We start from the raw sequence: 25,324 nt of genomic DNA on the forward strand, positions 1-25,324 counted from the left end.
GGTTCTGTCCAACAGGCGTAACAAAACTTTGATAGAATCGTTATCTTTGGCTTAATCAATTCAAATGAAAATCATGAAAATCCAGTACGCCTTATCAATTGTTTTTATTTCCTTGTTTTTTACCAGTTGCCAGATTACCGAGAACATTTACCTCAAGGAAGACGGCAGTGGCAAAATCTCTTACGACATCGACGCTTCGGAACTGATGAGCATGATGGGCGATAAATTGGGAGACGCCCAAAAAGAAAACATCGATTCGACGATTACCTTCAAGCAATTGTTTGAGGAAAGAAAAGACAGCATCGCGAAATTGCCGTTGGCCGAACAGGAACGATTAAAGAAACTCGAACCGATTGCGATGAACGTCAAAATGAATTCGATAGAAAAAACGTTCAAGATGGCGGTGTTTACCGATTTCAAGAAAGCGTCGGAATTGCAGGACATGATGGAGGCGATGCAGACCATGCAATCGCTGAGCAAGAAATCGCAGCCCGACAATCCGTTTGGAAAGATGATGTCCACCGAGAATACCGAATTGAAATACGCCTACGACGGGAAAGTTTTTAAGCGCAATGTGCGGATCATCGACCCGAAATTGCAGGAGCAGTCCAAGGATTCGACAGGTATGATGAAAATGATGTTTGCCGCGTCGAAATACACCATCAAATACCATTTTCCGCGCAAGGTAAAGTCGGTTTCGAACCCCAATGCGCTTTACAGCGACGACCGCAAAACCGTTACGATTCCGTTCTCACTGACCGAATACCTGGAGCAGCCCGACAAGACGAGTTTCGAGGTGGTGCTCGACAAGAAATAATTAAGATTTAGTTGGCATAAAGCTTTGTATCTTTGTGTGTCCAAATTCGACTCAACTGCCATGAATAAAATTGTCCGGCTTCAAGACCTTGGTTTAAAAGACTACAAAGAAACCTGGGATTTTCAGGAAACGCTTTTCGATGAAATCCTCAATCTGAAAATCAAGAACAGGAGGGAGGAAACCGATCTCGAGACCCCGAACCACTTTCTTTTTGTAGAGCATCCGCATGTGTATACTTTGGGGAAAAGCGGCGATTTCGACAATCTGCTCATCAGTGAAAAGCAGTTGGCCGAAAAAGGCGCAACGTTCTACAAAGTCAATCGTGGTGGCGACATTACTTATCACGGGCCTGGTCAAATCGTTGGTTATCCGATTTTGGATCTGGATAATTTCTTTACCGACATCCATAAATATTTGCGTTTTCTGGAGGAAGTCATTATTTTGACGCTGGCCGATTACGGTATCACCGGCACCAGAAGTGCAGGCGAAACCGGTGTTTGGCTTGACGTCGGGACGCCATTTGCACGCAAGATTTGTGCGATGGGCGTGCGTGCCTCGCGTTGGGTGACCATGCATGGGTTTGCGCTCAATGTCAATGTCGACCTGGGCTATTTTGACAACATGATTCCGTGTGGGATTCGCGGTAAAGCGGTTACTTCACTCAATGTAGAGCTTGGCGTCCCGACTGTCGATATGGAAGAAGTCAAGCAAAAAATCAAGAAACACTTCACGGCGTTATTTTCAGCCGAACTCCAGGAATACTCCAATCTTCTTCAAAATCCAGCGAAAGCTGATCCGGTAAAAGCCTAAAGCTCATGCGATGGTATTTGGTCGTTCCGTATTTGCGGATGGCTTCGCGGTGCTCTTCGGTAGGATATCCTTTGTTTTTTTTCCAGTTGTACATCGGGAATTCCTCGTGGATCTTTTCCATGTAGGCGTCGCGGTAGGTCTTGGCCAGGATGGACGCTGCGGCAATGCTTCGGTATTTGGAATCGCCTTTGACGATGCAACTGTAAGGGATGTTGTTGATGGGTTTGAAACGATTTCCGTCCACGATAATATATAAAGGAGCGGTGTGCAGTTTTTGTATCGATTCCTGCATGGCCCTGATCGAGGCATTCAAAATGTTGATTTCATCAATTAGGATCGGTTCCAAATGCGTGACGGCAAAGCAAAGTGCTTTTTCTTCTATGATGGGCCTGAGGATTTCGCGGTTTTTTTCGGTGAGTTGCTTGGAGTCGTTGAGCAATTCATGCTCGAATTCATCGTGCAGGATGACCGCTGCGGCCGTTACCGGGCCTGCAAGGCAACCACGCCCGGCTTCATCTGTGCCGGCTTCGAAAGCAAAATCTGAAAACCTGGAAATGAGCATTTAAAAATTTTTACAAAAATAGTAAAATTCTGTCCAACCTTTTGCAACGAACCATCATCTTCTATTGAAAGTTGCTATAAGATAATATTAACAGAAATTAATTTTTAACACGGCTTCGTGGATATATTAATTTGGTTAATTAAGAAATTATTAAGAAGTTTGCGAAATAACTAACTCAAATAAATTTAATATGAGATCTAAGTTCAAGTGGATTTTTGCGCTATTGCTAGCGTTCTCAATGCAGTTTTCTTTTGCACAGGAGAAAACGATTACCGGTACAGTTACAGAGAGCGGTCTACCCATGCCTACTGTAAATGTCGTTAATAAAAACACAAAAGCAGGTGTGCAGACAGATTTTGATGGTAACTATTCCATTAAGGCAAAAGCAGGAGATGTCCTGGTTTTCTCTTTCGTTGGATATACGGACATCAGTATGCCTGTAGGTGCTACAAGCAAAATTAATGTGGAAATGAAATCCGATGCACAGGTTATCGGGGAAGTAGTTGTCACAGGTCAAGGGATCAAGAAAGAGAAAAAAGCGCTTGGTTATGCCGTGACCACCATCAAATCTGAAGAATTTGCTTCTAAGCCTTCAACCGATGTGGTAAGGGCTTTGACAGGTAAAGCGCCTGGGGTAAACATTCAACAGACCAGTGGTTTGTCAGGTTCGGGTACCAACATCATCATCCGTGGTTATTCTTCGATTACAGGAAGTAACCAACCGTTGTTTATCGTTGATGGTATTCCGTTCAACTCTGATACCAACACCGATGGTAACTTCGTAGAAGGTGCAACCAATGCTTCGAGCCGTTTCCTTGACTTGGATCCGAACAACATCGAATCGATCAGTATCTTGAAAGGTTTGAGTGCAACTACGCTTTATGGATCTGCGGGTTCAAAAGGGGTGGTCTTGGTTACTACCAAAACCGGAAATACAAAAGATGTCAACAAGAAAATGGAAGTCAACGTGGCGCAGTCCATGTACATGACAGAAATTGCCAACCTTCCTGATTTTCAAAACAAATGGGGTGTGGGTAACAACAATGAATACCGTACAACATTCGGAAACTGGGGACCAAGCTTTGATGCAAGGGGCGAAGGTGGAATTGGTCTCGACGGAACCGTAGATCATCCGTTGGCTTACTACGGAAGTGATATCTTCCCACAATTCTTCGACGAGGAGAATAAGCCAATCAAGGTGGCGTGGGCGCCGCAAAACAACGTGAAGCCTTTCTTCAAAACTGGCTATGTGAACACAACTTCGATCAGCATCAGCGGAAGAGCAGACAAAACCAGCTATAACTTAAGCGTGGGTAATACCGATGACCAAGGATTTATCGACAACAACCAATACAGACGTTTGAACTTGAGTTCAGGAGGTTCTACCAAATTGTCAAACGGTTTGACTTTGTCTACTTCATTGAACTTTGTGAAGACAGATAAAAGCGCGCCATTGACTGGTTATGGATATGGTTCGGGCGCGGTTACGCCGTCTATTTTCTCTACTATTCTTTATACACCAAGAAACTTCGACTTGTTCGGGTTGCCGTATGAAGATCCTAAAACACACGAATCGGTGTACTACAGAAGGGACATCACCAACCCGCGTTGGTTGCTCAAAAACGCCAGCGATGACGAATCGGTTAGACGTTTCTATGCGAACTTCACTGCGATGTATGAATTGAACTCATGGTCTAATGTTTCTTACCGTTTAGGTTTTGACAACTATACCCAGAGAAAACTGTATTACATCAATAAGGGAGGTGTGCAAACTTCACGTGGTTACATGAGAACCACCAACAACGAGAATACTATTTTTGACCATACGTTCAGCTACAACTTCAACAAGAATCTTGATAAGGATGAAATTTGGGTATTGGATGGAACAGCGGGTATCAACTCGCGTATGGAATCATACAAATACAATGCTTTGGAAAGCTTCAACCAATTCGTTTACGATTTCCAGGAGCACCAAAACTTCCAGGACCACTTGGGGTATTCTGAGCGTCAAAGCCAGAATGTCGTGGGTGCCTATGCCAGTATGACGCTTGCTTTCAAGAAATTCCTTTTCTTGAACTTGCAAGGAAGAAATGACTGGTTCTCGTCTTTGACTGAGGACAACCGTTCATTGTTTTACCCGTCAGCTTCACTCTCGTTTGTACCAACAGATGCGTTTTCAGCTTTGAAAAACAAAAGATGGATCAATTATGCGAAATTGCGTGTAGGTTATGGATCTTCAGCAGGTTTCCCTTCGCCTTATCAAACGAATATTGGATTGTTCCAGCAAACGAGCTCTTTCCAGCCAATCGAAGGAGAAACGGTTAATATTATTGGGCCAAGTGCACAATTGGGTAACCCGAACCTCAAGCCAGAACTTTACAAAGAGGTAGAATTCGGTATAGAGGCTAAATTCCTCGACAACAGATTAGGAATCGATTTGTCATTGTATGACAAGCGTTCAAAAGACTTGATCATTTTTGCTGATTTGGCTCCAGAAAGCGGATACAGTTCACAAACACAAAACGTTTCTGAAATCAGCAACAAGGGTTATGAACTCGGTGTGAATTTGGGTGTGATTAGATCTCAAACGGATGGTTTCTCTTGGAACCTTTCGGGAACGATGACCAAAAACAGAAACATTGTAGAAGAATTGGGTCCAGGTGTTGAAATGCTTGGTATTGCAGGATTCACCAACCGTGGTAACTTTGCGGTACCAGGAAGACCTTACGGTGTCATCATGGGTAGCACGATTAAAAGAGACGGAAACGGAAACTATATCGTAGGTGCCGACGGTAACTATGTAGTAGATGACGACTTGAAAGAAATCGGTGACCCGAATGCAGATTGGAAGTCAACAGTGATTAATGAGTTTTCTTACAAAGGAGTTACTTTCCAATTCCAATTTGAATTCCAAAAAGGAGGAGATATTTACTCTAACACTGCCAACGCTTTGATGTCTAGAGGTGTTGTAGATACAGGAATCGATAAAAACGGAACGTATGTACTTCCAGGGGTGAATGCCAACGGAAACATCAACGAGATCCAGATCGGTGCTACAGAATACGGATTCAACAACTCTGGATTCTTCATCGATGAGCAATCGGTATACGACGCAACGAACTTGAGATTGAGAGAAGTTTCTTTGTCTTACAGTCTTCCTAAAAAGCTGTTGGAGAAAACCCCTTTTGGTAAAATTTCACTCTCTATCGTAGGCCAGAACCTTTGGTACAAAGCGTTTAACTTCCCAGATGAGTTGAACTTTGACCCAGAAGTAATGAGTTTGGGTGTTGGTAACGGACAGGGCTTTGATTATTTGACAGGGCCAACATCTAAGCGTTATGGTTTTAATATTAACTTAACTTTCTAAGAAAAAATGAAAATGAAAAAAAATATATTTAAATCGTTTCTTCTATTGGCTGTCCTGGCTTTGGGAAGCTGTGAAACTTTCGATTTAGATCAAACGGACAACCCGAGTACTTTGCCGGCCGACAAATTGGATCCGGTGTATGTATTCAACAATGTACAATTGACGTTGCCAGATTTCGTGAATTCTGCGAATGGTTTTACCCAGCGTATGACCAGACAGATGGCAATGACCAACGGAACTTCTTACGACAACTCATTTGCACCGGTAGATTTCGATAACAACTGGACGACTGCTTACCTGATGCTGAACTCGATCAAGGTAATGGAGCCAAAAGCAACTGAAAATGGTCAGAATTTCATTTTGGGTGCTTCTAAAATCATCAGATGTTACGTTCTCTTGACCTTGACTGATATGTATGGAAGCATTCCTTACTCTGAAGCACTTCAGGGTAACGCCAACCTTACACCTAAATACGACAGCAGTGAAGCGGTATATGCGGGAGTTTATAATGAATTGAACGACGCTATTGAACTTTTGGGCATGTCCGACAATTCTAACGGGGCTTTGGCTGCACGTGATTTGTACTTTGGTACTGGTACCATCAACGCTAAAGATCCTGCGAAATGGATAACATTGGCCAAGACGCTTAAATTTAAAATGCTTTGTACAGCCAGGTTGGCTACTGGTTTCGGTGGAATCAATATCAATACTGAATTGGCGGCGTTGATGGCTGAAAATGATTTGATCAATGATTCTGCAAAGGACTTCGCTTTCAAATATGGAACCGAGCGTGATGTTCCGAACTCAAGACATCCACAATACAATGATCATTATGAATTGGGTTCAGGTGCTTATATCGCGAACTATTTCTTTTGGGCTGTTAATGAAGAGAAAGTTAGAGAAGTGGGAACTACACTGCAAAATGTTGTAGATCCAAGATTCCGTTATTATTTCTTCAAACAGAAAGATATTACGAACCAAGTTTTGCAAAATGCACAAGCAGTTCCGTGTAAATCATTGTCGCGTCCGGCACATTATTCACAGGATCAATATTCTTCATTTTATAACTTAGGGGTCAGAGCTGCTTACTGTACTTCGGTGCCAAGGGTGGATGACAGTCAAACTAATGGTAGAAGTTTATTGGGTCGTGACCATGGGGATGCTTCGGGTATTCCGTTGGATGACGATTTGCGTACTATTGTCGGGGTATATCCTGCAGGTGGTTTGATTGGAGCGCCGGTTCAGGTAAATAGTTTTGTCAACGCAGGTTTAAGAGGTGGTCTTGGAGCGGGTATCATGCCGATGGTATTGTCTTCGTATGTACACTTCCTCAAAGCCGAGGCGATTCTTAAATTGGGAATGGCCGGAGATGCAAAGGTAGAATTAGAGCAAGCAATCCGTCAGTCGGTCACCAAAACTACTACTTTGTTGCCGCAGTATGCGCCAGGTATGCCTGATACGCCAAATACACAGGCACAAATAAACACCTTGACGGATACTTATGTCGCTTATGTGTTGGAAAGATACGATGCTTCTAGTGAAGCCGATAAACTTCAAATCATTATCAAGGAGTATTACATTGCTGCATGGGGTAATGGTATCGAACCATACAACAATTACAGAAGAACAGGTTATCCTGATAACTTCCAACCTACGGTGGAAGAAAACCCAGGTGCTTACTTCTCAACAGCTTTGTATGCTGGAGCCAGCGTGAACAACAACCCTAATGCGCCGAGCAATGTGAGAACCAAAAGAGTATTTTGGGACTTAGGCGGATTTGAATTACATTAATAAGAAAAAATAGTGATTATGAAAAAACTTTTTTTATTGCCGATCGCTTTTTTGATGGCCTTTGGTGTGTCTTCCTGCGAAGATGACTCTACAAACCCGCTGCCGGAAAAAGTAGCAGGTCAATATATGAAACTGGATATTGAAACCAGGGAAATGGATTTTGACGAATTGTCAACCACTGCGTTTACTGGAATCTTGTCGAATCCTTCGGGGAATGTGGTCAAGTACGATCTTTATGTAAGAAGAAGAGACCCTAGCCAGTTCTTGACAGGGGACTACGTATATATGCAAAGCATCACTACTTTTCCATACAATTTGAGAATTACACCACAAATGGTAGCGACTGCACTTGGTCTTAACGTGTCTGATCTTCAGGATGGAGACGTGTATACGTTTTTTGCCTATTCTTATGATGCTTCCGGACACAAGGCAGGTTATATGAATTTGGCACGTATCAACCAAATTACAGCTTCTATGGAGCAAGGGTATAAATTCAACACCCGTTTGTTTAACACCCCAATTCCATTGGATGCTGAAGTTCCATACAACAACCATGAAGCGAATCCATAAGATGGAAGCATAGACATTTAAAACTTATTTGATATGAAAAAATTAAAAAATATATTATTTCTTGCAGGTCTTGTCGCTTTTTTTGCAAGCTGTGAATCGGATGAAGAGAAATATTCTGGAACTCCGATTGGAAACCAGGCTATTGAAGTAATCCATGGTGAAATTTCTGTAGACCCTGCATTGACTGCGGTACTCACCAGTCAGGAAATTCCTTTTACTGTGGACGTCAAGCGTACATTTGCTGATACGGTTACGGTAGAAGTGACTACAATGAACAAATCGGGCGGAAGAACCAGGACTTCAGTAGACGTATTGCCGGGCGATACTACCGCTTCTGAAAAAATCTTGGCTTCCGGCGGTGCTGTTTTCGATAGTACTATGGAACTTTACATCAGTGGTATTGCACTCAAAACGGTAGAGCCGGGCAAACACTATTTGATTGATTCGAACAAAATCATATTCAATACCGGAAACACCGCAACACCGTCTGACGACATCAATAGGCTCCAGGTGCGTGTAGCTTGGTTCAATCCATCGACCAGCAGAAACAACATGAGGGTTTATGTGGACCGACCAGGATCTTATTCGCATACTTTACCACCAGGAGCGACAGTTGTGAGCGGCGGACCGATTACCAATCCTACCAACACGGTTACTTTGGCCAGCGGAAGTTCAACAGCCAGTTTACAAGTAGGTGCTATTGTGAATGTATCTTCTGGACCAGGTCACTTCTTGCCCTATACAACGATTACTTCAATCTTGAGTGACAGTCAGTTCAGAATCAGCAGAGCGCCTCTATCTGCATTGGGCGCAAACAGCGTCATTACTGCTTCGGGTGTAGATTTGACCATGACTGGTGCCTCGAGCAGTCCGGGTAACCTTATTACTGTAGCGTCTACGGCTGGTTTGCAGTTGGGTATGATTGTTACCGTTTCTAACGGCCCTGGTAGGTTTGCTGCTGCGGGAACTTATGTAACTGAAATTTTATCAAATGGGACACAATTCAAAGTAAACTTGGCGCCGGCAGCGGCTTTGTCAGGTAGTTCTGAGATTGTAGCTTCATTTGGAGATACCGCTCCTGAACCAACTGGTTCGGCTTACATTGGGCACAGTTTCCGGAACTCTCCTGGAAGTATTTCTGATGGATTGTCTTCGCAGGAAGGTACTTACTTCATCAGATTGTCACCGCTTAACGTTTTGAGTAGCGGAGCTGACTTGCGATACAGAATCGTATGGAAATATCCTGACGGATCAACTGGTTTCTATGATGGTATCTATGATGACGTTACTTTGAGCAGTGCTCCAAAAACCATTCTGAAAGTAGAAAAGACAGGTACTGGAAATTCTGTTGTTTATTCCGTTGAAGCGGAAGGACTTTAAGATATATAAAAAGCCCTTTCATTCGAGAGGGCTTTTTTAACTATTTTTTTAGCTTTATTTGAAGGCAATTTTATGTGTTGTCTGAAATATATTTTTATATTTGTGAATCTTTAACTATAAATTAATTTATTATGAAAAAATTATTACTATTACCTATTATGGTTTTAGGTTACTCTGCCCAGGCGCAAGTGTATTGGGAGGAGGAATCAACAGGTTTTGCAACAGCATCTACTGGTGTTAACGAGATTCGTTACGTTAACGAGGCGGATGTTTGGGTTACAGGTTATGACGGATCAGGTGGTGCTGCTCAATTTAGAGTTTGGGCAAAATCAGGTGATGCTGGAAATACTTGGACCAACGGTGCCATCAACGTAGGTTCAACTAACCTTGGGATTGGTTCATTGAGCCCAATTTCTTCTTCAACGGCATGGACTGCGGCTTTCCCGAATACACCAACTGTACAAGGAGGTATCTGGAAAACAGCCGATGGTGGTGCTACTTGGACCAAGCAAGCTTCTGCTTCTTTCAACACCGGTACAGACTCTTTCACGAACTTCGTCCACATGTGGGATGCTAACGTTGGTGTTTGCGGTGGAGACCCTGCTGGTGGATACTTCGAGTTGTATACTACTTCAAACGGTGGTGTAACTTGGACTCGTGTTCCATCTTCAAACATTCCTGTGCCATTGACTGGTGAGTACGGATACACAAGAATTTATGAGACTGCCGGATCTAGAATCTGGTTCGGTACCAACAAAGGAAGAATCTTTAGATCAGACAACAACGGTTTGAACTGGGAAGCTTTCCAAACGCCTTGCCAGGATTTTGGCGATGCTGACTTGGGTGCTGCTTTCTCTTTTGACGATATGGACAAAGGAATCATGGTGTTCAGAGACTGGTCACAATACAGATCTGTTGATGGTGGTCAAAACTGGACCATGGACTTGCCAGAAGGAACCATCAGAAGCGGAGATGTTACTTACGTAGGTGGTGAAACTGGTGTTTTGGTTAACATTGGTGAAGACTTGATCGATGGTAACAGAGGAGCTTCAATCAGTGGTGATGACGGTTTGACTTGGATCGACTTGGGTGAGGCTATCGACGCCGTAAGCGCAGTTGAATTCTTCGACTTCTCACACGGTTTGGCTTCTGGATTTACTGCTTCGGCTGTTGAAGGTGGTATCTACCGTTGGATCAATGACCTCCGCGAACTTTTGGGAACTCAAAACTTCCAAGAAACAAAAGCTTTCACGGCTTCTCCTAACCCAACTTCAGGTGACTTGAACATCAACGGTAAGAACATCAGCTCTGTAGCGATTTTCGACATCCTTGGTAAGCAAGTAGCAAACTACAACTTCGGTTCTGTAAATGCTGCTACTGTAAACATGGGTTCTTTGAACGCAGGTGTTTACATGGTAAAAGTTTCTAACAACGAAGGTACTTCTACCCTCAAAGTGGTAAAACAATAATCAGAAATTTTTCTGACCAAAAGGGCCATCCATTCGGGTGGCCCTTTTTTTATGGTCTCGTTTTATAAAATCATAATTTGTACGCTATTTACAAACAAATGGTTATTTTTGTCCTTTATTACTTACTATGAGAGTTGTATTTTCGGCTATATTCTTACTGTTTTCGCTTTTTGTTTTTTCACAGGAACCCACTACAGAAAAGCAGAAAAGCCTCCGTAAAACCGAGGAGCAAAAAGCCAAAGAGCTCGCCCAAAAAGCACCGATTACTTCTTACCGCATCATCACGCTCGAACGCGACACGACTTATGTCGACACCTCGCTGACCATCAAGGACGAATACGAATACAACTACCTGCGCAAAGACAATTTCGGGTTGTTGCCGTTTGTCAATGAGGGCCAACCATACAACGCTTTGCAATACGGACTCAATGGGTTTTCACCCTATCCGGAATTCGGCTACCAGGCCAAGCACATCAATTACCTCGATGTAAAGGACATCAAATACTATTCTGTGGCAACGCCCATAACCGAACTGTATTTCAAGACCGTCATGGAACAAGGCCAGAGTGTCGATGCCTTGGCGACGCTCAATACTTCCGAAAGGCTCAATTTTTCCATCGCCTACAAAGGACTCCGTTCGCTCGGAAAATACATCAACCAACTTACAAGCTCGGGGAATTTCAGGTTCACCACGAGTTACAAAACCAAGAGCGAAAGGTATGTGGTCAATGCCCATTTTACCGGCCAGGATTTTGATAACGGGGAGAATGGCGGTATCACCACTCGCGCCGATTTCGAAGGCAAGGACGAAGACTTCAAAGAACGCCAACGGCTCGAAGTGTTTCTCAAAGACGCAAGGACTTTTCTGCGCGGCAACCGGTTTTTTGTCGACCATGCGTTTCGAATCAATCCCGAACACGGAAGCAACAACCTTTACCTGACGCACCAATTCAATTACGAACGCAAGTTTTTCGAATACAGCCAGACCGGCATTTCCTCACAAATCGGCGATTTGTACGTGAATCGTTTTGGGCCGACTTCGGCAGGAAAAATCAAAGACCAGGTGCGCTACAATAAAATGTACAATAAGATCGGGGCGGCTTATGAAAACAGTACACTCGGGAAATTCCAGTTTTTCATTGAAGACTTCCGTTACAACTATTATTACAACACCGTTTTTATTTTCCCCGATGGGGTTGTCCCGCCATCGCTCAGCGATAAAATCAATTCTGTGGGCGGCCAATACGAATACCGTAAAAACAACTGGAACGCCAAAGTATTGTATTCGAATTCCATCACCGACCAGTCCTTGACCAACATCGACGGTACGGTCCATTACACGCTCAACGAAAACATCAAGGCGTCGTTGCGCTACCAGAAAATCAACAAACTTCCCAACCACATCTACAACCTGCACCAAAGCAGCTACGACAATTACATCTGGCGCAACAATTTCAAGAACGAAAAGATCAACAATATTGAAATCAATGCCGAGACCAAATGGGCCAACGCTTCGTTCCAGCTCTCCAACATAAGCGACATGCTGTATTTCAGCAACGATTTCGAAAACGATACCGTGCAACTGGTTACGCCCAAACAATACGACAAATCGATCAAATACCTATCGGTCAAACTCAGCAAGGAATTCAAGTTCTGGAAATTTGCGCTCGACAACACCTTCCTGTACCAGAAAGTAGACCAAGACAACAACATCCTCAACGTGCCTGAATTCGTCACGCGAAACACGCTCTATTTCAGCGACCATTTTTTCAAACGCGCGCTCTACCTGCAAACCGGCGTAGTGCTCAATTATTTCACGAAATACTACGCCAACGACTACAATCCGGTTTTGGCCGAATTCTTCGTACAGGACCAACGCGAAATCGGTGAATTCCCGATGCTCGATTTCTTCCTCAACGCACGCATCCGCCAAACGCGCATTTTCATCAAAGCCGAGCATTTCAATTCGGCCTGGTCGGGCACCAACGAATTCTATTCGGCGCCCAATTACCCGTACCGCGATTTCATCATCCGCTTCGGTTTGGTGTGGACTTTCTTTAAGTAATTTTTTTGGACGTGTCCCTGCGGGTCGCGCTGTCCACTTTATCTTTTGCTCCGTCCCGAAGTGTCGGGACTGCACAAAAGGATGCCGTTTCCATCGCTCACGCGAACCAACATTTGCGTTAAACATTGCTTTCGTTTGAATATCAAATTCCTATATTTGTCCCCAGAAAATTAGAAATATCCAAAAAACACATTGCGCTAATGAATTATTCTGAAAATATATTGGGCACCATCGGCAATACGCCTTTGGTCAAACTCAACAAAGTGACCAAGGAGGTCGATGCGCTCGTACTGGCCAAAGTAGAAACCTTCAACCCGGGCAATTCGGTCAAGGACCGTATGGCTGTCAAGATGGTCGAAGATGCCGAAGCCGACGGCCGCCTCAAACCGGGCGGTACCATCATCGAAGGAACTTCGGGAAATACCGGAATGGGCTTGGCACTGGCCGCGATCGTCAAAGGCTACAAACTCATCTGTGTCATCACCGACAAACAATCCAAGGAAAAAATGGACATCCTGCGTGCCGTGGGCGCCAAGGTGGTCGTTTGTCCCACCGATGTAGAACCGACCGATCCGCGTTCGTACTATTCGGTTTCGAAAAGACTCGGTGAAGAAACGCCCAACTCTTGGTACGTGAACCAATACGACAACCTGTCCAATTCGTTGGCGCATTACGAACAGACCGGTCCCGAAATCTGGGAACAAACCGAAGGCAAGATTACCCATTTTGTGGTAGGTGTCGGCACCGGAGGAACCATTTCGGGCGTAGCCAAATACCTCAAGGAGAAAAACCCGAACATCAAGTGCTGGGGTATCGATACCTATGGTTCGGTGTTCAAGAAATACCACGAAACCGGCATCTTCGACGAGAACGAAATTTATTCGTACATTACCGAAGGCATCGGCGAGGACATCCTGCCCAAGAACGTCGACTTTTCTCTCATCGATGGCTTCACCAAAGTGACCGACAAGGACGCAGCGATCTACCAACGAAGGCTCGCGCTCGAAGAAGGGATTTTTGTCGGCAACTCTGCGGGTTCTGCCGTCAAGGGGCTGTTGCAACTCAAGGAACATTTCAAGCCGGACGATGTGGTGGTGGTGTTGTTCCACGATTCGGGCAGCCGTTACGTGGGCAAAATGTTCAATGACGATTGGATGCGCGAACGCGGTTTCCTAGACGAGGAAATCACCAAGGCCGAAGATGTGATCAAAGACCACCTCGACAAACCACTCGTGATCGTACGTACCGAGGAATTGGTGTCGCACGCGATCGAGCGTATGCGCAAATACAAGATCTCGCAAATCCCGGTCATCGATACGAGCGGTTTTGTTGGATCGGTAGACGAGTCCGATTTGTTCCAGAGTTATGTTTCCGATAAGAACGTAGCCGAAAAACCAATCAAGGATGTCATGGGCAAGCCGTACCCGATTGTCAAAGTCGGAACTTCGATCGAGGAAGTGTCCAAGCTCATCACCAAGGACAACCAGGCGGTTTTGGTTGATTTGGGCAATGGCAAGCACCATATCATCACCAAATACGACATCATCGGTTCGATAAAATAATAAGTTTCGATTTCAAATCACAAGCCCCAATTCGAACAATTGGGGCTTTTTTTTAGGAATATTTACAGAAAACCTACCGCGCACTCTAACCATTAATGCCTATCTTAGCGCAATGGAAAATAAGAACATGCCTTTTGTTATTCGGCTCAAATATGGCCTCGAGGAATACGGTTTTCACGTGTGCTCGCGGCTGGCCGACAAGCTCGGGATGCGCGCCAACAATGTGCGGTTGTTTTTCATCTACATCTCGTTTGTGACCGCCGGATTGTGGTTTGGGGTTTACCTCACGCTCGCTTTCTGGATTCGGCTCAAAGACCTTGTCAGGGCCAAACGGAGTTCCGTTTTCGACCTTTAGATTTTCTTCTTTTTTCTAAGCCATTTCCTTCTTTACACGCCAAAATCATGTTTCCCGAAAAATTAAGACCGTATTTCAACTATACCAAATCCCAACGCAACGGGTTGGCTGTATTGTTCCTGTTGATTGTCGCTTTGCAATTGGTTTACCATTTCGCCGATTTCAGCGCCATTGAAAAACCCGACCCGAAAAAACAGCGGTGGCTCGCCGTGCAATCTGCCATCGACTCGATGGGTAAAGTTTCCCGTCGCGAAAAAAAGCCCAAAATCTATCCGTTCAATCCCAATTTCATCACCGATTTCAAAGGGTACAAACTGGGCATGTCGGTCCAGGAAATCGACCGGCTACTGGCATTTAGAAACACGGACCGCTATGTGAACTCGGCGCAGGAATTCCAAAAAGTTACCGGTGTTTCCGATTCGCTGTTGCGGCAAATCGCACCTTATTTCAAATTTCCGGATTGGGTCCAAAACAGGAAGACGGCCCATTATCCGATTTCCCAATACGAAAAACCCAAACTGGCCGTTCTCGATATCAACACGGCCACACAGGACGATTTGAAGAAAATCTATGGCATCGGCGACGGATTGTCGGAACGCATCCTCAAGGAAAAAGAAAAGCTTGGCGGGTTTGTCAGTATGGAACAGATGCAGGACATTTGGGGATTGTCGCCCGAGGTCATAGGCCGGCTGCGGCAATCCTTCAAGGTCGAACATCCGCAGCAGGTAAGAAAAATCAACATCAATGAGGCATCGGTCAAAGAATTGGCGCAATTTCCTTATTTCCGTTACGCACTGGCCAAGTCCATTGTGACCTATCGAAGCATGAATGGGCTCCTAAAGTCGTCTGAGGATTTGCTAAAAATTTCGGGCTTTCCTGTTGATAAAATGAATATAATTGCCTTATATTTGGAATTCTAAAAAAATAACCGATAAAATGAACTTTGGATACAATGAAACGCAATCGATGATTGCGCAATCGATCAGGGATTTTGCCGAGCAGCATATCCGACCGAATATTATGGAATGGGATGAAGCGCAGACTTTTCCGGTTCCGTTGTTTAAAAAATTGGGGGAAATGGGGTTTATGGGCGTGCTGGTTCCTGAAGAACTCGGCGGCTCTGGTTTAGGCTATCACGAATACATCACCGTTGTAGAAGAAATTTCAAAAGTCGATCCTTCGATCGGTCTGTCGGTGGCGGCGCACAACTCGCTTTGCACGAACCACATCCTGACTTTCGGAAACGAGGAGCAAAAGAAAAAATGGATTCCCAAATTGGCCACGGCCGAGCACATCGGCGCCTGGGGTCTTACCGAGCACAATACCGGTTCGGATGCGGGCGGAATGAATACTACTGCCGTCAAGGACGGAAATGATTGGATCATCAACGGGGCCAAAAATTTCATCACGCATGCCATTTCTGGCGATATCGCTGTGGTCATTGTTCGTACCGGTGAAAAAGGGGATTCCAAAGGAATGACCGCTTTTGTTATCGAAAAAGGAACGCCGGGATTTTCATCAGGGAAGAAAGAAAATAAATTGGGCATGCGTGCTTCGGAAACTGCCGAATTGATTTTTTCGGATTGCCGTGTTCCGGATGCCAACCGTCTGGGCGAAGTGGGACAAGGTTTTATCCAGGCGATGAAAGTGCTCGACGGCGGAAGGATTTCCATTGGTGCATTGGCACTCGGTATTGCCAAAGGCGCTTATGAAGCCGCGTTGAAATATTCCAAGGAAAGACACCAGTTCGGGCAACCAATCAGTGAATTCCAGGGTATTGCCTTCAAATTGGCCGACATGGCGACCGAAATCGAAGCGTCGGAATTGTTGCTCCACAAGGCGGCTTACCTCAAGCAAGAACACCAACCGATGACCAAACTCGGGGCGATGGCCAAGATGTATGCGTCGGAGGTGTGCGTCAAAGTATCGAGCGATGCGATCCAGATCCACGGCGGATACGGTTACACCAAAGATTTCCCGGTGGAGAAATTCTTCAGGGATTCGAAATTGTGTACCATCGGCGAAGGAACCACCGAAATTCAAAAGTTGGTCATTTCCAGAAATTTACTCAAAGAATAATTCGAGATATAAAAAAGCTTCCAAATCCGGGAGCTTTTTTTTATTTTCAAGGTAGGGGGAAATCGCCCTGGGTTGTTATAAGAACACTATGAAAATGCACTATTAGTGATTTCGGGACTTATATACTATTAGTGTTGCATGAAGAGCTTCAGTCGAAGCTCTTTCTTTTTTTGAGGATTTGGATTACAAAAAACAATATGTTAAAATAAATTTCGTTATCCTATTACCAACCAATTTATTTTAATTCTATGACAACCAAACTCTTTTCTTTGGCAGGAATCGCTATGCTTTTTTTTTCGTGTTCGGACGATGATCCCACGCCTTACACAATCCCCGACTTTAGTCATTTTACCCTGACATCCACCACGACACTGGCCGACGGAAGCCCTTCCCCGGACAATTATTCGTATACCGAAAACCTGCTCGATGGCAAGCGTTTTTCGGTGACACAAGATGGCGTAACGACACAACGTTATTTTTACGACACCAACATGAAGCTTACTGCGACACCGGATACGCGTTTGTATTACAATAATCAGTTGCAGCTCATCGGCGCCCAGAAAATGGTTTTGGAAGACGGTGTGTTGCAGCAAGTCAACTACCGGTTCGTGCATGCTTCTTACAAGGTGACTTATGCGGAGCGATTGGATGGTTTTTACACCGATCCCGAGGCGCAGATCGTTTACCGCAATATCCTGGAATTTGAAGGCGACAATGTGGTCAAGGCCGGGCCTGATTCCAATCTGGATGGGATGATGGACCACGTCAACAGATTTACCTATTCCGATGGCGATTTGGTTAAGATCCAACTTTGGGATGGTTCGGAGCAAAACTTCAGCTATTCGACGCTCTATGACAACTTCAACAAGCTCGACAATAAGACCTATGGGATAGAAACGCGCCGCGTGCTTTGTGCCGAACAATACGTCGGTACGGATTGGCCGGACAATTTGGGGCATTCGATGCATGTGCTGGCCAATGATCCGGATTCGGATTATGTGGTTTCGCCAACGAGTATCTATTACCAGAAAAAGACGACGCTGACCCCATTGGCAGACGGTGTCGAAAATGAAACCGTCATCGAATTCTTTTTTAACCAATAAACCCATTAACTTTTTTAAATATGAAAAAAATCATTCTGTTTGCGCTTGCCCTGAATTTTGTTTCCTGCAGTAACGATGACGATGCTGCGACCGAACCGTTCCAACTCAACAACAATCCTGTTTTTGATTATTACACGATTGAAAGTACAAACACCGATGAAACTACCGGAACAACTTCAGGCAGTTTTACGACGGCCAACCTGCTGGACCAGAAGTTCTTTTCGGAAACGGTCGAGAATTTTGTAGATGGGGTAAGCCAAGGCCAAGTATTGCAGCAACGGTATTTTTATGAAAATGGGCATCTGGCCAAGAGAAGCTACGAGAACGATGTGCGCGATTTTTTCTACGATGGGCAAAACCGGCTCACGGGCGTCAATTGGGCGTTTAATGGAAACCATTTGTATTACCGCTTTACCTATGCGTCCGACGACCAGGTGTATTTTGAAAGGGCCGATCGGCCTTATGGGGAATTTGGGGTCGTCTTGTCCCACCGCATTATTTTGGATTTCGATGCCCAGGGCAATGTGGTCAGGGCAGGTGTGGATTTGGATACCGATGGCGCAGCCGATGATCCGCATACTTTTGAATACGATACCGCGAATAATTTGACGGCCATCCACAAAAACGACGGGACGACGATTCCGGTGGCTTATTCGGACATCAGGGATAATTTTTTCAAATTGAACGTCAATACGATGGGCAGCAAGAAAAACCTGATGGTCTACCAGGCCGAATGTTACGCGAATCTCATCGAAGGCTTTAGGTTGTCGCCCAACTTAAGGCAGACCGATACGCAGGAGGCGGTTTACGAATTCACCTTGTCGGAAGCGCCGTATTATTTCAAGCGGACCCAAACGATGGCTACAGGTGAAAATACCGAGAATACGACGGTGACGACTTTTTATTTCGAGTAGAAATAGACTGCTCTGCTGAAAGACCGCTGCGCTGCTAGAGCCAAGACCGCTGCGCTGCAAGACAGAAAGGGATGAAAGCGCAAAGGTTTGCGTGAGGGAGTGAAGCAAGGTGCCGTGCACCGCGGAAAGCCCGACGGCGGCCAGTAAATTTCAATGAGAGAAAAATGTTGAACCGCCGGCACGCCCAGAAAAGATGCTCCGCTAAAGACCGCTACGCTGCTAGAGCCAAGATCGCTTTGCTGCAAGACAAACAATGTCAAAACCATATAATTGTAATTTTTTTGTCTTTGCTCTTGGTTCTTTGTTCTTTTTTCACTTATCTTTGCGGCCTTAACGAAAGGAGGTGTCCATATTATGTTGATTATACCAATTAAAGACGGAGAAAATATCGATAGAGCGCTTAAGCGTTATAAGAGAAAATTTGACAAGACAGGAACTGTTCGTCAACTTCGTGCGCGTCAAGCGTTTGTGAAACCTTCGGTAACGCACAGGATGAAAATCCAGAAAGCGGCTTACATCCAACAATTGAAGGATAGCTTGGAAGGATAATATTTCTTCGCTTTAAAAATATACCGTCAGTCGGCAAAGATTCTTATCTTTGGGACTGACGGTTTTTTTATGGACTACGGCAAACAGGCATACCAGGATTATCTGCAGCTCGAGAAAAATTACTCGTTGCATACGGTGACGGCGTATCTGAACGACGTGTCGGCGTTCCAGGACTTTCTGGTGTCGGCGTTCGATTCAGGGGATTTGTATGTGGTCAATTATGGGCAGATCCGCAGTTGGATCGTTTCGCTCGTCGAAGCCGGAATTTCGAATACGTCGGTCAACCGCAAGATTTCTTCGTTGCGGTCTTTTTATAAATTCCTGATGAAGACCAAGCAGGTCGAGGCCAATCCGTTGCTCAAGCACAAGTCTTTGAAGACGGCCAAGAAATTGCAGATTCCGTTCTCGGAAAAGGAGCTCGATTTGGTGCTCAATCAAATCCAGTATCCCGAAGGTTTTGAAGGTTTGCGCGACAAGTTGATCATCGATTTGTTTTATACAACGGGCATCCGGCGCACCGAATTGATTCATTTGCAATTGTCGAGTTTTGGCTCAAACGGCACGCTCAAGGTTCTCGGAAAGCGAAACAAGGAACGCATTGTCCCGGTTTTGCCAATTATTTCCCAACAAATCCAAGTCTATCTTTCTGAACGGTCACGCTTAGAAGTGGTTAAAGATCCGGGCTTTTTTTTCTTGACTTTAAAAGGCGTTAAATTGAACGATTCGTTTGTGTATCATTTAATAAATCACTACTTTAGTAATGTCTCCGAGAAGGTCAAAAAGAGCCCCCATATTTTAAGGCACACTTTTGCGACGCACCTCCTGAACAACGGGGCAGATATTAATTCAGTAAAGGAATTACTGGGACATTCGAGTTTGGCATCTACACAAATATATACCCATAGCAGCTTATCAGAACTCCGGCAGGTTTATGGGAATGCGCATCCGCGAAACCAACGGTAATTCCAAAGTTTAATCCTTAAAAATTTAGATTATGAAGGTAAACGTTCATGCAGTAAACTTTACTGTCGACAGAAAGCTAGTGGATTTTATCCAAGGAAGAATGGACAAATTGGAGAAGTATTACGATAAAATAGTGTCATCTGAGGTTTTTCTGAAGGTGGACAACACGAGCGAGAAGGAAAACAAGATTGTAGAGATTAAGATTCATGTTCCGGGAGACGACTTCCTTGTCAAGAAACAATGCAAAAGTTTTGAAGAAGCGGTGGACCAATGCGCCGAATCGGCGGAGCGTTTATTAATGAAAAGAAAGGAAAAAATCAGGGCACATATTTAAAGAGAAAAAATTTTTAAAAATTGTTTTGATTCAACAACAAAATGCTATACATTTGCAGTCCGTTAGAAATAGCGGACTTTTTTTATGTACAATGCCGGTGTAGCTCAGCTGGCTAGAGCAGCTGATTTGTAATCAGCAGGTCGTGGGTTCGAGTCCCTCTATCGGCTCAAAAAGAGCATTTGTTCTTACAGTATTGGAAATAAAAAGGTTAGGGGAGATACTCAAGCGGCCAACGAGGGCAGACTGTAAATCTGCTGGGAGACCTTCGCAGGTTCGAATCCTGCTCTCCCCACTAATTTTTGATCGAGCGAATTTTGAAAGCTCGCTTTCAGAAATTCGAGAAATCAAAAATTATTGCAAGGGTTCACCCTTGCGGATCACAAGCTTTGCTTGTAATCCTTTTTCGAAATTTTGAAAGTGTTTTAAAATCGCAAGATTAAATAAAGGTTTTGCAAATCGTCGGGCTCATAACCCGAAGGTCGACAAAATCAAAAAAGACAAGACGCGAGCGGCTGCTCAAGTCTAAAAGTAAACGGAAACTTCTCAAACGCAACTGTTACAAGTTGCCGGCGAAAGCTCCGGAACTCCAAATTTCAAATTCGAGACAGCTTCCACTTGTCGAGCGTTTGAAATTGGAGTTTAAACCTTGCCGGTGTAGCTCAGGGGTAGAGTGCTTCCTTGGTAAGGAAGAGGTCACGGGTTCAAATCCCGTCATTGGCTCAACAGTGTATTGAATTTTGAACACTAATATATAACTAAGATTAAAAATTAAGTAAAATGGCAAAAGAGAATTTTAATCGTTCCAAACCGCACTTGAATATCGGTACGATTGGTCACGTTGACCACGGAAAAACTACTTTGACTGCTGCGATCACTAAAGTTTTGGCAGAGGCTGGTTTTTCTAAGACTGCTGCTAAATCTTTCGACCAGATTGATAACGCACCAGAAGAAAAAGAAAGAGGTATTACCATCAATACTTCACACGTTGAGTACGAAACAGCTAACCGTCACTATGCGCACGTTGACTGTCCAGGTCACGCGGATTACGTAAAGAACATGGTTACTGGTGCTGCTCAGATGGACGGTGCTATCTTGGTAGTTGCTGCTACAGATGGTCCGATGCCACAAACACGTGAGCACATCCTTTTGGGTCGTCAGGTAGGTATTCCACGTATCGTTGTTTTCATGAACAAAGTGGATATGGTTGACGATGCTGAATTGTTAGAGCTCGTTGAAATGGAAATCCGTGACTTGTTGTCATTCTACGAATACGATGGAGACAATGGTCCAGTTATCCAAGGTTCTGCTTTGGGTGGATTGAACGCTGACCCGAACTGGGTTCCTAAAATCCTTGAATTGATGGAAGCTGTTGACTCTTGGATTGAAGAGCCGGTACGTGACGTTGCGAAACCTTTCTTGATGCCAGTTGAAGACGTATTTACGATCACAGGTCGTGGAACTGTTGCTACAGGTCGTATCGAAACAGGTGTTGCCAACACAGGTGATGCAGTTGAAATCATCGGTATGGGTGCAGACAAATTGACTTCTACCATCACTGGAGTTGAGATGTTCCGTAAAATCCTTGACCGTGGAGAAGCTGGAGATAACGTAGGTCTTCTTTTGAGAGGTATCGATAAAGCTGATATCAAAAGAGGTATGGTTATCATCAAGCCAGGATCTGTTAAGCCGCACGCTAAATTCAAGGCTGAGGTTTACATCTTGAAAAAAGAAGAAGGTGGTCGTCACACACCATTCCACAACAACTACCGTCCACAGTTCTACGTACGTACAACTGACGTAACAGGAGTTATCTCTTTGCCGGCTGGTGTAGAGATGGTTATGCCTGGGGACAACTTGACTATCGATGTGGCTTTGTTGAGCCCAATCGCAATGAACGTAGGTCTTCGTTTCGCTATCCGTGAAGGTGGACGTACTGTAGGTGCAGGTCAGGTTACTGAAATCGTAGAATAATTTTTATACGAATATTGATAAAACCAGCAGCACTTTAATGTGTTGCTGGTTTTTAATAGACGGGCATAGTTCAAGGGTAGAATAGCGGTCTCCAAAACCGTTGATGGGGGTTCGAATCCCTCTGCCCGTGCAAAAACAAAATGATAATGAAAGTATTCAATTATATATCAGAGGCATTCGCCGAATTGAAGGACAATACAACTTGGCCAGAATGGGCAGAAGTACAACGCCTCACTATTGTAGTTGCTGTTTTTTCAGTTTTGTTTGCACTCGCTACATGGGGTGTTGACGAAGTTTGCGCCAAGGCATTGGCTGGTTTCTTCACCTGGATTAAATCGTAATGACCATGGCAGACACTAATGTGAAAAAATGGTATGTTGTCCGCGCCGTCAGTGGCCAGGAAAACAAAGTGAAAGCTTACATCGAAACGGAAATCAACCGTTTGGGAATGAGTGATTATGTTGCGCAGGTGTTGGTGCCGACTGAAAAAGTGGTGCAGGTACGCGAAGGCAAGAAAATCACCAAAGACAAAGTCTATTTCCCGGGCTACGTGATGATGGAGGCCAACCTTGCCGGAGAAATTCCGCATATCATCAAGTCGATCACAGGTGTAATCGGTTTCTTGGGCGAAGTAAAAGGCGGCGATCCGGTGCCTTTGCGAATGTCTGAGGTAAACAGGATGTTAGGAAAAGTGGATGAGCTCGCGGTCAAAACCGATACGCATGCGATTCCGTTCAATGTGGGCGAAACAATCAAGGTTATTGATGGTCCTTTCAACGGGTTCAACGGAACAGTTGAGAAAATCAATGAGGAGAAGCGTAAGCTCGAAGTCATGGTGAAAATCTTCGGAAGAAAAACACCATTGGAACTGAGCTTTATGCAGGTTGAAAAAGTATAATTTGTTACACTATTATAATTAACCGCAAACGTCTGCTTCCACAGACCGCTGCAAATTTTAAAATTCACAATGGCTAAAGAGATTAGTAAAGTAGTTAAACTACAAGTAAAGGGAGGTGCTGCGAACCCGTCGCCACCGGTTGGACCTGCTCTTGGAGCTGCTGGTGTGAACATCATGGAATTCTGTAAGCAATTTAACGCCAGAACCCAGGATAAAGCCGGCAAAGTGTGCCCAGTTCAAATCACTGTGTACAAAGACAAATCATTCGATTTCGTCGTAAAAACTCCACCAGCTGCCGTTCAATTAATGGAAGCTGCGAAGCTCAAAGGTGGTTCAGGTGAACCAAACCGTAAAAAAGTTGCCAGCGTAACCTGGGAACAAATCAAGACAATCGCCGACGACAAGATGGCTGATTTGAACGCATTCACTGTTGAGTCTGCCATGAGCATGATCGCAGGTACAGCAAGATCTATGGGTATAACTGTAACTGGAGATTCTCCGCTTAAAAAGTAAGAAATGGCAAAGTTGACTAAAAAACAGAAAGAAGCGGCTTCAAAAATCGAGAAGAACAAACTGTACACTTTGAAAGATGCATCTGCACTCATCAAAACGGTTGCTTCTGCGAAATTTGACGAGTCAGTAGACATCGCAGTTCGTTTGGGTGTTGATCCAAGAAAAGCGAACCAAATGGTACGTGGAGTGGTAACCTTGCCACACGGTACAGGTAAAGACGTAAGAGTTTTGGCTCTCGTTACTCCAGATAAAGAAGCAGAAGCCAAAGCTGCGGGTGCAGACCACGTAGGTTTGGATGACTACCTCCAAAAAATCAAAGACGGTTGGACCGATATCGATGTGATCATCACCATGCCGGCTGTAATGGGTAAATTGGGACCTTTGGGCCGTGTACTCGGACCACGTGGACTCATGCCAAACCCTAAAACGGGAACTGTTACTATGGATGTGGCGAAAGCTGTAGCTGAAGTAAAAGCCGGTAAAATCGACTTTAAAGTGGACAAAACAGGTATCGTTCACGCGGGTATCGGAAGAATTTCTTTCGAGGCAGACAAGATCACCGAAAACGCCCACGAAATTATTCAAACATTAATTAAACTGAAGCCAACTGCGGCCAAAGGAACTTACATCAAGAGCATCCACTTGTCTAGTACAATGAGCCCTGCGATTCCTTTGGATACTAAAGCGGTCTAAGTAGTTATACATTAAATCATGACAAGAGAAGAAAAATCACAAGTGATTGCAGAGTTGACCGAGCGTTTGGGTAATTCCAACGTAGTCTACATTGCAGATATTTCCGGATTGGATGCAGAAACTACTTCTAACCTCAGAAGAACTTGCTTCAAGGCAGGTATCGAATTGGCGGTAGTGAAAAATACCTTGCTCGAAAAAGCAATGGAAGCTTCTGACAACGACTACGGCGATTTGCCATCGACGTTGAAAGGAAATACTTCGATCCTGATCGCAGAGAACGGAAACGCGCCTGCAAAGATCATCAAAGAATTCCGCAAAAAAGCTGATAAACCAATCTTGAAGGGTGCTTTCATCCACCAAGCGGTTTTCATCGGAGACAACCAACTTGATGCCTTGATCGCACTCAAGTCGAAAGACGAAGTGATCGGAGAAATCATCGGCTTGTTGCAATCTCCAGCTAAAAATGTTGTTTCTGCCCTTAAATCGGGTGGCAGCACAATTGCAGGACTCGTTAAAACTTTGTCTGAAAGATAAGATTGAAAGATTAAAGGATTTAAAG

Annotated in this window: 24 protein-coding genes and 4 tRNA genes; 27 read left to right on the forward strand and 1 reads right to left on the reverse strand. The window is 44.5% G+C overall.

The features are described 5' to 3' along the window. Positions 1 to 73: 73 nt before the first annotated feature. A complete protein-coding gene (locus QM717_RS03930) occupies positions 74 to 817 on the forward strand; it encodes a hypothetical protein (RefSeq protein ID WP_415035068.1) in 744 nt (247 codons plus the stop codon). A gap of 60 nt (positions 818 to 877) precedes the next feature. Further along, positions 878 to 1,627: a lipoyl(octanoyl) transferase LipB gene (gene lipB, locus QM717_RS03935; protein ID WP_415035070.1), complete on the forward strand. Its 750-nt coding sequence runs from the start codon at positions 878 to 880 to the stop codon at positions 1,625 to 1,627. Here the strand turns inward: lipB and QM717_RS03940 are convergent. After that, complete coding sequence (locus tag QM717_RS03940) at positions 1,545 to 2,189, reverse strand: ribonuclease HII (RefSeq protein WP_415035072.1); 645 nt, start codon at positions 2,187 to 2,189, stop codon at positions 1,545 to 1,547. The two genes, lipB and QM717_RS03940, sit on opposite strands and share 83 nt — an antisense overlap. 238 nt (positions 2,190 to 2,427) lie before the next feature. Here QM717_RS03940 and QM717_RS03945 point away from each other — a divergent pair, with 238 nt between their 5' ends. The 25 genes from QM717_RS03945 (at position 2,428) to rplJ (ending at position 25,299) form a co-directional block, all read left to right on the forward strand. Then, on the forward strand, positions 2,428 to 5,556 hold the full coding sequence (locus tag QM717_RS03945) for a SusC/RagA family TonB-linked outer membrane protein (protein WP_415035997.1): 3,129 nt from the start codon (positions 2,428 to 2,430) through the stop codon (positions 5,554 to 5,556). 6 nt (positions 5,557 to 5,562) lie between these two features. Further along, complete coding sequence (locus tag QM717_RS03950) at positions 5,563 to 7,347, forward strand: SusD/RagB family nutrient-binding outer membrane lipoprotein (protein WP_415035074.1); 1,785 nt, start codon at positions 5,563 to 5,565, stop codon at positions 7,345 to 7,347. A gap of 18 nt (positions 7,348 to 7,365) precedes the next feature. Further along, the gene (locus QM717_RS03955) at positions 7,366 to 7,917 is read left to right on the forward strand and encodes a hypothetical protein (protein WP_415035076.1); all 552 of its coding nucleotides are present in this window, start codon (positions 7,366 to 7,368) and stop codon (positions 7,915 to 7,917) included. 33 nt (positions 7,918 to 7,950) lie between these two features. Beyond that, positions 7,951 to 9,297, forward strand: a complete 1,347-nt coding sequence (locus QM717_RS03960; RefSeq protein WP_415035078.1) for a hypothetical protein — start codon at positions 7,951 to 7,953, stop codon at positions 9,295 to 9,297. A gap of 131 nt (positions 9,298 to 9,428) precedes the next feature. Continuing rightward, positions 9,429 to 10,766 (forward strand): T9SS type A sorting domain-containing protein, encoded by a 1,338-nt coding sequence (locus QM717_RS03965; RefSeq protein ID WP_415035080.1) that lies wholly within the window; start codon positions 9,429 to 9,431, stop codon positions 10,764 to 10,766. A gap of 127 nt (positions 10,767 to 10,893) precedes the next feature. Beyond that, positions 10,894 to 12,831: a putative porin gene (locus QM717_RS03970; protein ID WP_415035082.1), complete on the forward strand. Its 1,938-nt coding sequence runs from the start codon at positions 10,894 to 10,896 to the stop codon at positions 12,829 to 12,831. Between the two features lie 200 nt (positions 12,832 to 13,031). After that, positions 13,032 to 14,393, forward strand: a complete 1,362-nt coding sequence (locus tag QM717_RS03975; protein ID WP_415035084.1) for a pyridoxal-phosphate dependent enzyme — start codon at positions 13,032 to 13,034, stop codon at positions 14,391 to 14,393. 127 nt (positions 14,394 to 14,520) lie between these two features. After that, positions 14,521 to 14,748 (forward strand): PspC domain-containing protein, encoded by a 228-nt coding sequence (locus tag QM717_RS03980; protein WP_415035086.1) that lies wholly within the window; start codon positions 14,521 to 14,523, stop codon positions 14,746 to 14,748. 47 nt (positions 14,749 to 14,795) lie between these two features. Next, the gene (locus QM717_RS03985) at positions 14,796 to 15,668 is read left to right on the forward strand and encodes a ComEA family DNA-binding protein (protein WP_415035088.1); all 873 of its coding nucleotides are present in this window, start codon (positions 14,796 to 14,798) and stop codon (positions 15,666 to 15,668) included. A gap of 16 nt (positions 15,669 to 15,684) precedes the next feature. Beyond that, positions 15,685 to 16,827, forward strand: coding sequence for an acyl-CoA dehydrogenase family protein (locus QM717_RS03990; RefSeq protein ID WP_415035090.1), 1,143 nt, complete (start codon positions 15,685 to 15,687; stop codon positions 16,825 to 16,827). A 248-nt stretch (positions 16,828 to 17,075) separates the two neighbouring features. Next, on the forward strand, positions 17,076 to 17,930 hold the full coding sequence (locus QM717_RS03995; RefSeq protein WP_415035092.1) for a hypothetical protein: 855 nt from the start codon (positions 17,076 to 17,078) through the stop codon (positions 17,928 to 17,930). A gap of 20 nt (positions 17,931 to 17,950) precedes the next feature. Further along, on the forward strand, positions 17,951 to 18,844 hold the full coding sequence (locus QM717_RS04000) for a hypothetical protein (RefSeq protein ID WP_415035094.1): 894 nt from the start codon (positions 17,951 to 17,953) through the stop codon (positions 18,842 to 18,844). A gap of 354 nt (positions 18,845 to 19,198) precedes the next feature. Next, the gene (gene rpsU, locus QM717_RS04005) at positions 19,199 to 19,393 is read left to right on the forward strand and encodes a 30S ribosomal protein S21 (protein WP_415035096.1); all 195 of its coding nucleotides are present in this window, start codon (positions 19,199 to 19,201) and stop codon (positions 19,391 to 19,393) included. A gap of 69 nt (positions 19,394 to 19,462) precedes the next feature. Next, on the forward strand, positions 19,463 to 20,356 hold the full coding sequence (locus QM717_RS04010; RefSeq protein ID WP_415035098.1) for a tyrosine-type recombinase/integrase: 894 nt from the start codon (positions 19,463 to 19,465) through the stop codon (positions 20,354 to 20,356). A gap of 31 nt (positions 20,357 to 20,387) precedes the next feature. Further along, the gene (gene hpf, locus QM717_RS04015) at positions 20,388 to 20,690 is read left to right on the forward strand and encodes a ribosome hibernation-promoting factor, HPF/YfiA family (protein ID WP_415035100.1); all 303 of its coding nucleotides are present in this window, start codon (positions 20,388 to 20,390) and stop codon (positions 20,688 to 20,690) included. 93 nt (positions 20,691 to 20,783) lie between these two features. Next, positions 20,784 to 20,857: transfer RNA gene (locus tag QM717_RS04020), tRNA-Thr, on the forward strand. Positions 20,858 to 20,901: 44 nt separating this feature from the next. Continuing rightward, positions 20,902 to 20,982: transfer RNA gene (locus QM717_RS04025), tRNA-Tyr, on the forward strand. 356 nt (positions 20,983 to 21,338) lie between these two features. Next, a tRNA-Thr gene (locus QM717_RS04030) sits at positions 21,339 to 21,410 on the forward strand. Positions 21,411 to 21,467: 57 nt separating this feature from the next. After that, positions 21,468 to 22,661, forward strand: a complete 1,194-nt coding sequence (tuf, locus tag QM717_RS04035; protein ID WP_415035102.1) for an elongation factor Tu — start codon at positions 21,468 to 21,470, stop codon at positions 22,659 to 22,661. Between the two features lie 59 nt (positions 22,662 to 22,720). Further along, positions 22,721 to 22,791: transfer RNA gene (locus tag QM717_RS04040), tRNA-Trp, on the forward strand. A 13-nt stretch (positions 22,792 to 22,804) separates the two neighbouring features. Continuing rightward, positions 22,805 to 23,002 carry a preprotein translocase subunit SecE gene (secE, locus tag QM717_RS04045; RefSeq protein WP_415035999.1) on the forward strand — a complete coding sequence of 66 codons (198 nt, stop codon included), beginning with the start codon at positions 22,805 to 22,807 and terminating at the stop codon, positions 23,000 to 23,002. Between the two features lie 5 nt (positions 23,003 to 23,007). After that, complete coding sequence (nusG, locus tag QM717_RS04050; RefSeq protein WP_415035104.1) at positions 23,008 to 23,559, forward strand: transcription termination/antitermination protein NusG; 552 nt, start codon at positions 23,008 to 23,010, stop codon at positions 23,557 to 23,559. Between the two features lie 69 nt (positions 23,560 to 23,628). Continuing rightward, positions 23,629 to 24,072, forward strand: a complete 444-nt coding sequence (gene rplK, locus QM717_RS04055; RefSeq protein ID WP_415035106.1) for a 50S ribosomal protein L11 — start codon at positions 23,629 to 23,631, stop codon at positions 24,070 to 24,072. A gap of 3 nt (positions 24,073 to 24,075) precedes the next feature. Then, positions 24,076 to 24,765, forward strand: a complete 690-nt coding sequence (gene rplA / locus QM717_RS04060; protein WP_415035108.1) for a 50S ribosomal protein L1 — start codon at positions 24,076 to 24,078, stop codon at positions 24,763 to 24,765. Positions 24,766 to 24,783: 18 nt separating this feature from the next. Further along, positions 24,784 to 25,299: a 50S ribosomal protein L10 gene (rplJ, locus tag QM717_RS04065; RefSeq protein ID WP_415035110.1), complete on the forward strand. Its 516-nt coding sequence runs from the start codon at positions 24,784 to 24,786 to the stop codon at positions 25,297 to 25,299. Positions 25,300 to 25,324 lie beyond the last annotated feature (25 nt).

Origin of the sequence: Flavobacterium sp. (assembly GCF_047602195.1) — a bacterium.
GTDB lineage: Bacteria > Bacteroidota > Bacteroidia > Flavobacteriales > Flavobacteriaceae > Flavobacterium.

Coding starts and splice junctions, on each gene's coding strand:
- QM717_RS03955 (WP_415035076.1), top strand. CDS start 7,366: ATGAAAAAACTTTTTTTATTGCCGATCGCTTTTTTGATGGCCTTTGGT.
- rplJ (WP_415035110.1), top strand. CDS start 24,784: ATGACAAGAGAAGAAAAATCACAAGTGATTGCAGAGTTGACCGAGCGT.
- rplA (WP_415035108.1), top strand. CDS start 24,076: ATGGCAAAGTTGACTAAAAAACAGAAAGAAGCGGCTTCAAAAATCGAG.
- QM717_RS03930 (WP_415035068.1), top strand. CDS start 74: ATGAAAATCCAGTACGCCTTATCAATTGTTTTTATTTCCTTGTTTTTT.
- QM717_RS03945 (WP_415035997.1), top strand. CDS start 2,428: ATGCAGTTTTCTTTTGCACAGGAGAAAACGATTACCGGTACAGTTACA.
- QM717_RS04000 (WP_415035094.1), top strand. CDS start 17,951: ATGAAAAAAATCATTCTGTTTGCGCTTGCCCTGAATTTTGTTTCCTGC.
- QM717_RS03980 (WP_415035086.1), top strand. CDS start 14,521: ATGCCTTTTGTTATTCGGCTCAAATATGGCCTCGAGGAATACGGTTTT.
- QM717_RS03970 (WP_415035082.1), top strand. CDS start 10,894: ATGAGAGTTGTATTTTCGGCTATATTCTTACTGTTTTCGCTTTTTGTT.
- QM717_RS03995 (WP_415035092.1), top strand. CDS start 17,076: ATGACAACCAAACTCTTTTCTTTGGCAGGAATCGCTATGCTTTTTTTT.
- QM717_RS03965 (WP_415035080.1), top strand. CDS start 9,429: ATGAAAAAATTATTACTATTACCTATTATGGTTTTAGGTTACTCTGCC.
- QM717_RS03960 (WP_415035078.1), top strand. CDS start 7,951: ATGAAAAAATTAAAAAATATATTATTTCTTGCAGGTCTTGTCGCTTTT.
- QM717_RS03990 (WP_415035090.1), top strand. CDS start 15,685: ATGAACTTTGGATACAATGAAACGCAATCGATGATTGCGCAATCGATC.
- rplK (WP_415035106.1), top strand. CDS start 23,629: ATGGCTAAAGAGATTAGTAAAGTAGTTAAACTACAAGTAAAGGGAGGT.
- QM717_RS04010 (WP_415035098.1), top strand. CDS start 19,463: ATGGACTACGGCAAACAGGCATACCAGGATTATCTGCAGCTCGAGAAA.
- lipB (WP_415035070.1), top strand. CDS start 878: ATGAATAAAATTGTCCGGCTTCAAGACCTTGGTTTAAAAGACTACAAA.
- tuf (WP_415035102.1), top strand. CDS start 21,468: ATGGCAAAAGAGAATTTTAATCGTTCCAAACCGCACTTGAATATCGGT.
- nusG (WP_415035104.1), top strand. CDS start 23,008: ATGGCAGACACTAATGTGAAAAAATGGTATGTTGTCCGCGCCGTCAGT.
- QM717_RS03950 (WP_415035074.1), top strand. CDS start 5,563: ATGAAAATGAAAAAAAATATATTTAAATCGTTTCTTCTATTGGCTGTC.
- QM717_RS03940 (WP_415035072.1), bottom strand. CDS start 2,189: ATGCTCATTTCCAGGTTTTCAGATTTTGCTTTCGAAGCCGGCACAGAT.
- hpf (WP_415035100.1), top strand. CDS start 20,388: ATGAAGGTAAACGTTCATGCAGTAAACTTTACTGTCGACAGAAAGCTA.
- QM717_RS03985 (WP_415035088.1), top strand. CDS start 14,796: ATGTTTCCCGAAAAATTAAGACCGTATTTCAACTATACCAAATCCCAA.
- QM717_RS03975 (WP_415035084.1), top strand. CDS start 13,032: ATGAATTATTCTGAAAATATATTGGGCACCATCGGCAATACGCCTTTG.
- rpsU (WP_415035096.1), top strand. CDS start 19,199: ATGTTGATTATACCAATTAAAGACGGAGAAAATATCGATAGAGCGCTT.